This window comes from Sphingopyxis sp. OAS728, assembly GCF_014873485.1.
GTDB lineage: Bacteria > Pseudomonadota > Alphaproteobacteria > Sphingomonadales > Sphingomonadaceae > Sphingopyxis.
In genome coordinates this window covers 4,472,149-4,483,351 of record NZ_JADBDT010000001.1, presented here as the reverse complement: position 1 = coordinate 4,483,351, position 11,203 = coordinate 4,472,149, and the positions used below count along the sequence as shown (strand labels likewise).

Sequence of the window (11,203 nt, the reverse complement as noted above, 5' to 3'; positions counted from 1 at the left end):
GAGAATGCGACGGCTCATCCGACCGTCAATATGGGAGCGAAGTTTCGGGCTTCAGCGGCGGTTCCTGTCAATATGGTTCGCTCCGTCTGTAGCCAGCAATGCGCGTTGAAGGGATTGAGCCTCACCCCGAAGACGAGGGTCGCCGCGACACCCCGACGAAGGAGAATCCGGTCGAGCGCGAGGGCATCGACCAGGCAGCGCGGCGCGATGGGAATCAACCAGCGGCTCGCGGCAAACCCCGCGGCCAGTTCCTCGGCTTCGCTCTGCTTCCCGGCTCCCGCCCTGTCCGCCTTGGCGGCGGCAAGATATTCGGCAGTCCGCGCAAGCCGAGCGGGCCGCATTGCGCGGCGCGCCCAGATCAAGCTCCGCGCCGCCGCTAAGGCAGTGCCCCATCCGGAACCGGACCGGGCGGCGGAGGCCGAGAGATCGTCGTCAGGGACGATGATCTCCGTTGCCCTGATCGCCCTCCCGCCATTCCCGGCGACGATCAAACCGCTGCCGGCGAGCTGCGTCATCGCGCCTTCATCTCCGGTCTCGCCAAAGCGCAAGCGATCGAATGTCATGCGTTCCTTGCCCCGAAGCGCGAGGTAGCGGTCGCGCCGCAGGTCGAGAAACAGCAGTTCTCCGCCCACTTCGCAGAAGCCCGTGCCGGGTGCCAGTCGCCATTCCATATCGGTGCAGGAGCTACGTCCGGGAGTGGCGCTTGCCGCTCCCGGAAGCAGGCTCAGTCCTGGGCGAGACCGGGGCGGGTCATGCGGCCGCCGGATTCCAGCGGCAGTCCGAAATCGCCAGCGGTGTCGCCGCTGACCGTGCCGAGTTCGAGGAGATCGTTCGCTTCCAGTTCGCGTTCCATAGTCGCATCCTTTGCTTGAAACTTGGAGAACGAGGCCGGGAGCCGGCATAACCCGACCCCCGGCGCCCGGATCAGTCCTGGGTCAGGCCGAGCGGCTGATATTTGCCGCCCGCCTCGATTCCGACCCGGTCTTCGCCCGCCGTATCGACGCTGACGCTGCCGAGCTCGACGATGTCATTGGTATCACGATCCATGATCGCTCTCCTTTGTCACGCTGCCGCAGAATTGCGGCATGTCCAAAGCTACGCCGCTGATTCCAGATAGGAATTTTATAGTTTTCGAATATGCCGAATATTATCTGAGCGGCTCGGTCCGCGGCTTGAGTTCGGCGACGATGCGCCCCGCCTGCCCGACGCGGCGCCGATGGAAGCTCGTGATTTTGCTGCGCAATGCGGTCCAGCGACCGAAGCGATAATCCTCTTCCATCGCTGCGAGCAGTTCGCGCGAGGCGCGATCGATACGCGCCTCGGGGGCACGGAAAATCTGGCTTCGCTCGATATTGGCGATGAGCGCGTAGCGCAGCTCGCGATTTCCGGCGCCGATCGCGATGGTGCGAAAGAGCGACTCGGCGGCCTCGGCGTAGCCCACGTGCCCCGCAAGCTCGAACAGGCCGCCGGCCGAGGGATGCGGGGTACGCCCCTTCAGCGCGAGCGAGAGCAGCACCCCGGCCCAGCCGTAAAGATCGCAAAGATCAGCCTCGGCGAGCGAGGGCTGGCGGAACCCTTCCTGGTGCCAGCTTTCGACAATGCGCTCGCCCGACAGGCGGTGGAGCGCATCGCGTACCGGGGTCGCACTCGCATCGAGTGCCTTCGCCAACTGCGTCGGATCGAGGCGCGTGCCCGGCGGGAAGACGCCCGCGATGATCCGCGCCTTGAGGTCGAGATAGACGCGCTCCATGGTCGCACCGGGGCTCATCGCCCGAAACTCTCACCACGGCCGGTCCGCTGCGCCGCGACGAAATCCGCGAGAAGGGCATCCTGGTCGGGCCTCAGCGCGTCAACTGCCGCGAGCGGTTCCGCAGGGTAACCTCCGAACAAGACCGAGGGGCATTGCCCCTCGAAATTGCCGAGGTTGGGGCGGTGCTGCGTATAGCCGGCGAGCGCGGCGAGCTCAGGGGAAAAGTCCCGCGCTACCTCGGGCGGGTAGGCCAGCCACTGGTTCTCATAGGGCTTGAGCCAGCCGAGACAGTAGCTCACGATAACGGCGCGTCGAACGCCATCGCTCCGATTGGCCCCTGCCCCGTGCAGTGTCGAGCCCAGGAAGACGATTGCATCGCCGGGCTCGGCCTCGGCGACGATCGGCGCCTCCTTCGGTTCCTCGACGAGCGCCTCGATGCCATGGCTGCGCGGCCAGATCATCGTTGCGCCATTCTCCTCCGTAAAGGGCGTCAGCGGCCACATGACGTTGAGGAGATATTCGACATCGCCGAGCGCTCCTTGCCACATATCTTGGTCCCGGTGAGGAAATTGCGGCAAGGCGCCGGGATGAAGCTCGATCGCCTGGGCGAGGTTGAGCTGGATACGCTCGCACCAGTTTCCGAGCGCCACTTCGGCGAGCTCGAGAACCGCCGGGTTCATCACGAGATCTGCCATCTTCGGCGAACGGATCAGTAGCCGTCCGAAACGCTTGGTGCGCTCGCCGTAAAAGCCGCCCTCGCAGAAAGGCGTCGCCGCGTACCGCGGTGCGAGATCCGCGGCGATGGCCGCGATCACCCCCTGCGGGGCAGCGCCCCGCAGGATGGTGTAGCCGCGGCCCATGAGATCGAGCCCGGCGGAATTGCGCCGTGCGGCGGGATCGGGGAACTGCGGATTGATCATCATAGCCCCCTCCTCATGCCGCGCGCGTGGCGGATGCCGCGGCGGCGCTGCTGACGATGCCCGCACCTGCGAGCTTGCGGAGGGTGTGGCCGTCAATATAGATGCGCAATGCGACGAGCGCCTGTCCGCGGTGCAGAACCGGCTCGCCAAGCGCCTTGCAATCCCAGCCGAAGCTCTCCACCTGCCGGAACCAGGAAAGTTCGGCGACGCCCGTGTAGGCGGCGATGCCATTGTCGAGTGCATAGTCCACAAGGCCGACGAGCAACGCATCGCGCGCAATCCGCCGCTGCCGCGCACCGATCCCCGGTGACAGGCATAATCGGGTAATTTCCAATATGTCCGCGCCTTGGGGCACCGGCCCCGCGACCAGTTCCGGAAAGAGCGTATCGAGAAGCGCCGGCTGCGTCGTCAGCAGCAGCCGCGCCGAGGCGAGATGATTGCCCTCGGGGTCGGCGACGATGAGATAGGTCGCATCCCCGTCGTCGAAATGATCGAGTTCGAACCGGCCGGCGAGCGCCGGCAAGTCCCATTTCAGAAGGTCGATGAAGACGCGCTTGCGCGCCTCGAACATCGATCGCAGTACAGCGTGCTCGCGGGCACGGTTGGCCTCGTCGACGATCAAAAACATGGTGTCTCTCCTAGGGGGTTGGCAGAGACGAACCAATTGAACCGCATTTTGCGGAGCTGCCATATCAAGAAATGGGGGTGCCGATATTGCGGCACCGTGCGCTGGCCCGCTCGCTGGAAGAGTGCAGGCAGCGCACGGGAGCGGAGCGAGGCCGGCGCGAACAGAGCCGCTCCCGCGGCGGGGCGACGGCCTAACGGCCCGTGATATCGGCGAAGCTGATCGTTCCGTCCCAGAGCGCCCGGATAGCCAGAACCGTTCGGCTCGGCGCGTCGTAGCGCCCGCGCGCGTTGCGCAGATGCTCGACAACCGTCCCCGGGCTAAGTGCGAGAATTTGCCCTATCGCCCAGTCTGATTTTCCTCTCGCCGCCCAAATGACAATATCACGCTGGCGATCGGTGAGCCGCGGCCGGTTCGCCTCGGGCACGGGTCCTGCGATCCGGCGCGCTGCCTCGAACGCGAAGGGGCCGAACATGCCGGCGAAGGGAAGATCGCAGACCGTCGGCCTCCCACGGCGCCATGCGAAGGATACCGATCCATGTGCTTGACCCGGGAGATGGGAAGGAATGGTGAGCCCGTCGTGAAGCCCGTGCCGGCGCGCCTCGGAAAGCACCAAGTCGTCGCCGGGCCGGACGGGCGTCCAGCGCGGCGCCTCCTGCCAGAGAAAAGCCGCGCTGGTTCGCTGACTCGCACGATGAATGGGATCTACGGGACCGAGACGCTGTTCGTCGAAGCGCCGCGCCCAGCTTTCAGGGTAATTGTGGAGCCGGATCCCCTGCCGCGGCGCTACCAGGAAATCAATGTGATGGCTAAGCGCGAAATAGTCGCAGCCAAGCCGTGCGGCGGCGGCACCGAGAAGATCAAGCAGCGCCGCCTCGGTGCTGACCGTCATGACGTCGATTGCGAGCTCGCTCGCGGCATCGAGAATGAACATTGCGACCCATGACAATGCCGGCGATCGTCGCCAAGCCGAAACAACCGGCACTGTTCCTTTGCCAAAAGCCCGTCGGCGACGCCCACTCAATTAGGCACCGGCGAAGCCATGGACATCACCGCTGGTCAAGGTGATTTGATGGCAGTGAAGCTGTGTAAGCTCTGGATATATTGCAAATATATTCGGCATAAACATCCAGATTGAGGATAGTTTCTGCGAACGCGCATGCGGCGCGGCTCTCAGCCCGGTTTGCCGCGTTGATCCCAAACCGGGATGCCGAGCTTTCTGGCCTTGTCGGCAAGACTGTCCTGGATGCCGGTACCCGCGAAAACAATAACGCCCGCGGGCATCGCTTCGAGCATGGCGTCATTGCGCTTGAACGGGGCCGCATTTCTGTGTTTCGCCCAGTCCGGGCGGAAGGCGACCTGTGGCACCTCCCGGTTCTCTGCCCAGCAGGCCGCAGCGCGCTCGGCGCCCGCGGCGCCGCCGCCGTGCAGGAGAACCATGTCGGGGTAGCGCCCGCGTGCCTTGTCGAGCGCGTCCCACACGGCCCGGTGATCGCCGAAAGCATTGCCTCCGGAGAGGGCGATCCGCGTGCCGGCAGGCAGCAACGCCGCCGCCTTTTCGCGCAGCCGGCGATCGAGGAAGTCCCGGCTGTCGATCACCGATGCGGTGAGCGCCTTGTGGTTTGTCCGCGATCCGGTCCTAGGCATCCAGGCTTTCCTCAGGTGAAGGCGGAACTGGTCGGCGGCAGCTTCGCGGAAAAATTCCATCGCGTCGCGGCGCTCGATGAGCGTGATGCCCTCGGCGGTCGCGCGTTCGAGCTCGACCGAGCGGATTTCGCTGCCGTCCTGCTCGCGCTGGAGTTTGCGCTGAAGTTGCTCATTGTCGTCGAGGCTGCGCTCGACCCGCTCGCCGGCACGGTGGAAGATGTTCACGATGTTCCAGAGAAGATCCTCAAGGTCGGGCTCGATTCTCGTGTCGGCCAGGCATGTCGCCATGGCATCGAAGATGTCGGCGATCGCGCCGCCGGCGAGCTGCGCATCGGGTAGCGGCCGTGCATCGGGTTCGTTGTCGAAGGGTCGATACCCAAAGAGCTGCAGTTCCTGGAGGAGATAGGCGGTCGAACCGGGTTCGGGGGCATGATGGGGCGGAACGGGATCGGGATCGAGGGACATGGAAACTGCCTTTCGCTTGGCGCCGGCCGCGCCTCTCGCGGCCTTCGCGGGCGACCTCTTGCGGCGAGCGCACCGGGGTCTGCACCGCGCGCCTGGCGCGCGGCCGGAGCGGCAGCGGAGGATGGCAAGCGAAGGCCATTTTGCTTCGCGATGCAAAGGGGCGCGCAGCGTCCCGGCGGAAAATGGCTGCACGCGCGCCATTGCGTGCCCGGTGCGCTTGCCGCAGGCGCCCCCGAGCGAAGGGCGGAGGCGCGAGCCGACCGGCGACGGCAGGCCCGCGCGCTATCCCGCACCCATCGCCCCGCCTTCCGCTCTTCCCGGCCAGTTCAATGACGCGCGAGAAACCTGTCCGCATCGACCGGCAGGAGCTGTGACGTCAAACAATGCCTGAGCGCGTCCAGGCCAAATCGGCAAAGCTCGGAGTTCAGGTCGTCGAGGCGCGGCACGATCGGGCAGAGCTCGATCCCGGCCGTCTGTGACCGCTCCGAAAGCGTCGCGAAGGCCGCCTCGCCCGCGGGGTCGCGATCGCAGGCGACATAAAGGCGCCTCAGCGCTTCCGGAAAGCGGATGGCGGCAAGATGCGCCGAAGAGAGCCCCGCGATCAGCGGCAACGTCGGTGCCGCCTCGCGCAGGGATAGCATCGTCTCGATGCCTTCGCCCGCCGCCATCACCGCCCCGCTGGAGGCGAAGCGCACGCCGTGCCCGAGCAGATTACCCATCGCGCGGCGCGAGTGCGCCACGGGCGCTTTCGTCCGCGTCGCGGGGTCGATCCACGTGCGGTGCACGCCATGGATCGCGCCGCCCTCATCGGTGACGGCGGCGATCAGCGCGGGCCACGCAGGCGGCAGCCCTGGCGCATCGTCCTCGCTCGGTCGATAGAAGCAATGGGGGTGAAAGCGCAGCGACGGGCCGAATGGGCCGTGCAGCAAGCGCCCCTCGAGATAGAGCTCGGCCAGCGTTCGTTCGACTGGGCGCGACGCTGCAAAGAGCCTCCTCGCCGCCCCCGCCGAGCCGCCCGCCGGCTTGCGGCTCCGGGGATTGGGCATCTGCTCGTCGGGCGGCGGCAGGCTGAGAATGTGCCGCGCCTCGGCGAGCGTATCGCGAAAATGGGCGTGAGCGCCGCTCGCAGCGATGATGTCGAGGAGATCGCCATGGTCGCCGGTCGCAGCATCGGTCCATTTGCCGGGGCGCGCACCGTCGCTACTGGCCGTAAGGCGAACATAGAGGCTTCGGCCCTTGCTGTTGGCGAGATCGCCGACGACCCAATATTGCCCTTCGCGGCGACCATTCGACAGATAGCGGCGGCACACCGCCTCGGCATTCTCACCGAGACGGCGCGCGATCTCGCGGGCGGGACTTTCCATGCGGGGCTCCTTCAGGCGGCCTTGCGTTCGTGGACCCGTTGAATCGGAAAGCGTTCAAGGAGCCGTGCGAACACGTCGGCGCCAGCAGCCCCTGCCGGCACGTAGAGCCTCAATTTCCATGAAACGATCTCGGAGATCAAGCCAAATGCCTTCAGCCGCTCGACCCCGAGATCGTTGAAGCCGGTGAGTTCGACCCGCCAGTCGTTCATCGCGCGGACGCGCGCGATCATCTGCCCTTCGGCAAGCTCGAACCTCGCCTCGCCCGACAGCAGCATCGCCCATGCCTGCGCCCCAGAGAGCTTCGGCGGCCCGTCGTCGACGAACTTCGCCACCCAAGCGGGCGACACTTTCCGCCCGATCACCCGCTCGCCGGCATCGGTCTGCAGCCGGTAAACGCGCGTCGACTCGTTCGGGAGGCTCCGCCAGATCGGCAGCAGCAAGCCGGCGACCATGTGAAGCGTTCCCGTTTCAAATTCGGGCAGCTCGGCGAGCTCGGCGTTCCATGCAGCTGCAAAGGCCTCGGCTCCCATGTCGTTCCAATGGCTTGAAGGAAGCTGGTCGGCGAGGATCTTGACCGTCTCCATCGGCCTGATCAGCCGGTAGCGGCGGTGCACGGCACCATCGTCGTCGACGATGCTTCGCGCGCGGAGGCGCACGGCGGCCCGGCCCGAACGGGCATTGACCAGCAAGGCGGCGCCCTCGGCGTCTTCCAGCGCGAGAGCGTTGGCCAGCGAGAGCGGCGCGAGCCGGTCCTTCCGATCGATCGTCAGCAGCTGCGTGACAGCGCCTGTTCCCGGATGCGTGTAGATCGTCCGCCGCTCGGATATGAGGAAACTCTCGGCCCGCAATGTCTCGAGGCCGACCTCGAAGGTCCCGGCGGTCATCGCCGCCTCGATCCGCGCTGAGAGCAAACCTTCAAACGCTTCGAACAGGATATTCTGGAGATCGATAGCGAGCGCGAGCATGCGATTGAGGAAGGTGGTGATCGGGGGCAATTCATCGCGCAGACCGCCGTCGATATCGAGAAGCGACAACCCCGTCGCGCTCTCGAAGGTGAGAAGCGAGCAGCCCGCGACCTTGCCGACCGAGATCAGGAAATAAAGTTGTCGAAGCGCGTCGCGGGCATAGAGGGATTCCAGATTGTCCTCGGGACGGAACATATTCTGCCCGCCCGTCTGACGCTGCCCCCGCGTGATCGCGCCCATCGAGTCCAGCCGGCGCGCGATCGTCGAGATGAAGCGCTTCTGCGCCTTCACGTCGGTCGACACGGGGCGGAACATCGGCGGCTGTTTCTGGTTCGTGCGGTTCGTGCGCCCGAAACCCTGGATTGCAGCATCCGCCTTCCAGCCGGCCTCGAGCAGATAGTGAATGCGCCGCCGCTGGTTCTTCGCGCCGATATCGGCGTGATAGGAGCGCCCGGTGCCGCCCGCTTCCGAAAAGATGAGGATCCGCTTCGCATCGTCCATGAACGCGTGGGTCTCGCCGATACTTGCGCTGCCCGGGCGATTCTCGACAGCAAATCGCACATCGCCGCTCTCATCCCGCTTCGGAACGATCCGCCGCGACCGGCCCGTGACCTCGGCCACCTCGTCGGTCCCGAAATGCTGGACGATCTGGTCGAGCGCGCCCGGCACCGGCGGCAGGCTCGCGAGCTTCTCGATCATCGCGTCGCGGCGGCGGCACGCCTCGCGGCTAACGATCGGATTGCCATCCTCGCCGTAAGCGGGACGCGACGAGAGGTTGCCCTCGCTGTCGGTGCACGGTTCGAAAAGCTGGACCGGGAAGCCGTGCGCCAGATAGTCGAGAACATATTCGCGCGGTGTGATGTCGACGGACACATCCCCCCACTCCTCGGCGGGAATCTCGGCAAGCCGCCGCTCCTGGAGCGCCTCGCCGGTCGAGACGATCTGCACGACCGCTGCATGGCCGGCCTCGATATCCGTCTCGATGCTGGCGATCGTGCTCGGGGTCTGCATCGCGGTGATCAGATGATTGAAGAAGCGCTGCTTGGTACTCTCGAACGCCGAGCGCGCTGCGGATTTGGCCTGCCCGTTCAGCGTGCCATGCTCCGCGCTCGTGACACCGGCGGCTTCCATGGCGGCATCGAGATTATTGTGGATGACCTGGAAGGCGGCGGCATAGCTGTCGTAGATCCGGCGCGGCTCGTCGGTTAGCCGGTGTTCGAGCAGCTCATATTCCACCCCGTCGAACGATAGCGACCGCGCGGCGTAGAGGCCGAGCGCCTTGAGATCGCGTGCGAGCACCTCCATCGCCGCCACGCCCCCTTCCTCGATCGCGGCGACGAAATCGCTGCGACCGGCGAACGGAAAGTCGGTGCCGCCCCAAAGGCCGAGGCGCTGCGCATAGGCAAGGTTCTGCACGGTGGTCGCCCCCGTCGCCGATACATAGACGATGCGCGCGTCGGGAAGCGCATACTGAAGCCGAAGCCCGGCTTTCCCCTGCTGCGAGGGCTTCTGGTCACCGCGCTCGCCCTTGCCACCTGCGGCATTTGCCATCGCATGGGCCTCGTCGAAGATGATCGGGCCGTCGAAATCATTGCCCAGCCATTCGATGATCTGGTCGATCCGGCTCCCCTTGCCATCGCGGCTCTGTGAGCGCAGCGTCGCATAGGTGGTGAAGAGAATGCCCTCGGCGAGCTTGATCGGCGTCCCTTGGCGATAGCGCGAGAGCGGCGAGACGAGCAGTCGCTCCTGCCCGAGCGCCGACCAGTCGCGCTGGGCGTCTTCGAGCAGCTTGTCCGACTTCGAAATCCAGACCGCTCGCTTTCGCCCCTTCAGCCAATTGTCGAGGATGATCCCGGCAACCTGGCGCCCCTTACCCGCGCCGGTGCCGTCGCCGAGGAACCAGCCCCGGCGAAATTGCACCGCGCCATCGGCGGTGTCGCTCGCCGCGCTCACGACGTCGCACGTCTCGTCGACCGACCAGGCGCCGCTCAAATAGCCGCTATGGGCTTCGCCGGCGTAGATGACCGATTCAAGCTGGGCATCGGACAGGATGCCGCCCGTCACCACCGAAAGCGGGAGATGCGGGCGATAGCCCGGCTTTGGCGGGGCAACCGACGCCATGGCCGCCGACTGGACGAGCGCCGTCGGATGCGGATGCGCACCCTCGACGACGATCGACTGCAGTGCATAGGGCTCGTAGATCGCCTCCTCGAGCTGTCCCTCGGGCGGAACCCAGTCGATCACGCCATAGGAGAGCTCGGTGACCTCGTCGCCGCGACGTGCTGAAGCACGCTGACCTGCCGCTGCGACGACACGCTTGGTAGCGCGCAATAGCGGCTCGCCCTCGGTCGCCGGACAAGTCGGCGGCACCGGGCGCGGCGGCACAATGTCTTCCACCCACTGAAGCAATGTCGCGGCGTCGGGGGCGCAGCCGCGCAGGCCCTCGAAGACCGCAGGGTTCGAAGCCGGGAGCTTGTCGATCACGGTCAGCCGCGTATCCACCGACGTGCCGTGCCGCGCGAAGACCTTGCCCGCGATGCTCGCCGAGAAGACAATCCGCCCGCTGTCCTGCAGGCGCGCGTAGGCATCGCGCCATGCCGGTGCCTCGGGCGAGCATCCGGCACCCGTGATCGCCACGAGGCGTCCACCCGGCTGAAGCCGGGCAAGCGCGGACGCGATGTGCCGGATCGCCATTCCCTTCATCTGCCGGTCGACGTTCGGGGCGGCGGAAAAGGGCGGGTTCAGAAGCACGACGCTGGGAGCGATGCCGACGGGCAGACGATCGTCGATCGATGCCGCATCGTGGCGATGGACCACGACATCGGGGAAGAGGAGGCCGAGCAATTGCGCCCGCTCGCGTTCGAGTTCGTTGAGCACAAGGCGAGCGCCGGCGAGCTGCGCATGGACGGCCAGCATGCCCGTGCCGGCCGATGGCTCGAGCACGATATCGCCCGGGACGATCGCGGCGGCGACCGACGCGACCATGGCAAGCGGCAATGGCGTCGAGAATTGCTGGAAGGCTTGGCTCGTTTCCGAGCGGCGCGTGTGGGAGGGAAACCGGGCGGCGATCCGCTCGTAAATTGCGAGGCGATTTTGCGCCGAACGCTGACGGGCAATCAGTGCCCTGCCATAGCGGAGCAGCATCTCGACCTGCGCCGCCTCGCAGGCGTCATAGGCGGATTTCCAGTCCCACCGACCCTCGGCATCGCTGCCGCCAAAGGCCTCGGTCATGGCCCAGCGAAGGCGCGCGGCATCGACCGCCTCGCCTGCTTCGAGGGCGGGCAGCAGCCGCGAAGCGGCCCGGTGAATGGCCTGGGCCGGCGAGGGAATGGCAGCATCGGACACACCGGCGAGGGCCGGCGCGGGCTGGAGGTTTGGCATGTCGGGTTCCTTCGAGAGCAGGAGGGATCGGTCCCCGCCCGCTCTCTCTCGGATCCGGGGGCCACCCCCCGGGCGCCCCGCTCTTG

The 11,203-nt window shown here is 66.3% G+C and carries 10 protein-coding genes; all 10 read right to left on the bottom strand.

Annotated elements, in window-relative coordinates; translation table 11 throughout:
* Positions 1-14 precede the first annotated feature (14 nt).
* Complete coding sequence (locus GGC65_RS21175; RefSeq protein WP_192648960.1) at positions 15-671, bottom strand: lasso peptide biosynthesis B2 protein; 657 nt, start codon at positions 669-671, stop codon at positions 15-17.
* Between the two features lie 53 nt (positions 672-724).
* Entirely contained in the window at positions 725-853 is a 129-nt protein-coding gene (locus tag GGC65_RS23665) for a hypothetical protein (RefSeq protein WP_264081038.1), read from the bottom strand.
* A 71-nt stretch (positions 854-924) separates the two neighbouring features.
* Complete coding sequence (locus GGC65_RS23660) at positions 925-1,047, bottom strand: hypothetical protein (protein ID WP_264081037.1); 123 nt, start codon at positions 1,045-1,047, stop codon at positions 925-927.
* Positions 1,048-1,147: 100 nt separating this feature from the next.
* On the bottom strand, positions 1,148-1,768 hold the full coding sequence (locus tag GGC65_RS21170; protein WP_192648959.1) for a GntR family transcriptional regulator: 621 nt from the start codon (positions 1,766-1,768) through the stop codon (positions 1,148-1,150).
* Positions 1,765-2,670, bottom strand: a complete 906-nt coding sequence (locus tag GGC65_RS21165) for a phytanoyl-CoA dioxygenase family protein (protein ID WP_413052758.1) — start codon at positions 2,668-2,670, stop codon at positions 1,765-1,767. Before GGC65_RS21165 ends, GGC65_RS21170 begins: the two co-directional genes overlap by 4 nt.
* Positions 2,671-2,683: 13 nt before the next feature.
* Positions 2,684-3,298, bottom strand: coding sequence for an acyl-homoserine-lactone synthase (locus GGC65_RS21160; protein ID WP_192648958.1), 615 nt, complete (start codon positions 3,296-3,298; stop codon positions 2,684-2,686).
* Between the two features lie 190 nt (positions 3,299-3,488).
* Entirely contained in the window at positions 3,489-4,229 is a 741-nt protein-coding gene (locus GGC65_RS21155; RefSeq protein WP_192648957.1) for a LuxR family transcriptional regulator, read from the bottom strand.
* A gap of 239 nt (positions 4,230-4,468) precedes the next feature.
* Positions 4,469-5,407 (bottom strand): DUF2493 domain-containing protein, encoded by a 939-nt coding sequence (locus GGC65_RS21150; RefSeq protein ID WP_192649666.1) that lies wholly within the window; start codon positions 5,405-5,407, stop codon positions 4,469-4,471.
* Positions 5,408-5,733: 326 nt separating this feature from the next.
* Complete coding sequence (locus GGC65_RS21145; protein ID WP_192648956.1) at positions 5,734-6,771, bottom strand: toprim domain-containing protein; 1,038 nt, start codon at positions 6,769-6,771, stop codon at positions 5,734-5,736.
* 11 nt (positions 6,772-6,782) lie between these two features.
* Positions 6,783-11,117 carry a strawberry notch-like NTP hydrolase domain-containing protein gene (locus tag GGC65_RS21140; RefSeq protein WP_192648955.1) on the bottom strand — a complete coding sequence of 1,445 codons (4,335 nt, stop codon included), beginning with the start codon at positions 11,115-11,117 and terminating at the stop codon, positions 6,783-6,785.
* Positions 11,118-11,203 lie beyond the last annotated feature (86 nt).

Excerpts from the sequence above, each read along its gene's own strand:
- GGC65_RS21175 (WP_192648960.1), bottom strand. The coding sequence starts at position 671 with ATGGAATGGCGACTGGCACCCGGCACGGGCTTCTGCGAAGTGGGCGGA.
- GGC65_RS21155 (WP_192648957.1), bottom strand. The coding sequence starts at position 4,229 with ATGTTCATTCTCGATGCCGCGAGCGAGCTCGCAATCGACGTCATGACG.
- GGC65_RS21165 (WP_413052758.1), bottom strand. The coding sequence starts at position 2,670 with ATGATCAATCCGCAGTTCCCCGATCCCGCCGCACGGCGCAATTCCGCC.
- GGC65_RS21140 (WP_192648955.1), bottom strand. The coding sequence starts at position 11,117 with ATGCCAAACCTCCAGCCCGCGCCGGCCCTCGCCGGTGTGTCCGATGCT.
- GGC65_RS21145 (WP_192648956.1), bottom strand. The coding sequence starts at position 6,771 with ATGGAAAGTCCCGCCCGCGAGATCGCGCGCCGTCTCGGTGAGAATGCC.
- GGC65_RS23660 (WP_264081037.1), bottom strand. The coding sequence starts at position 1,047 with ATGGATCGTGATACCAATGACATCGTCGAGCTCGGCAGCGTCAGCGTC.
- GGC65_RS21150 (WP_192649666.1), bottom strand. The coding sequence starts at position 5,407 with ATGTCCCTCGATCCCGATCCCGTTCCGCCCCATCATGCCCCCGAACCC.
- GGC65_RS23665 (WP_264081038.1), bottom strand. The coding sequence starts at position 853 with ATGGAACGCGAACTGGAAGCGAACGATCTCCTCGAACTCGGCACGGTC.
- GGC65_RS21170 (WP_192648959.1), bottom strand. The coding sequence starts at position 1,768 with ATGAGCCCCGGTGCGACCATGGAGCGCGTCTATCTCGACCTCAAGGCG.
- GGC65_RS21160 (WP_192648958.1), bottom strand. The coding sequence starts at position 3,298 with ATGTTTTTGATCGTCGACGAGGCCAACCGTGCCCGCGAGCACGCTGTA.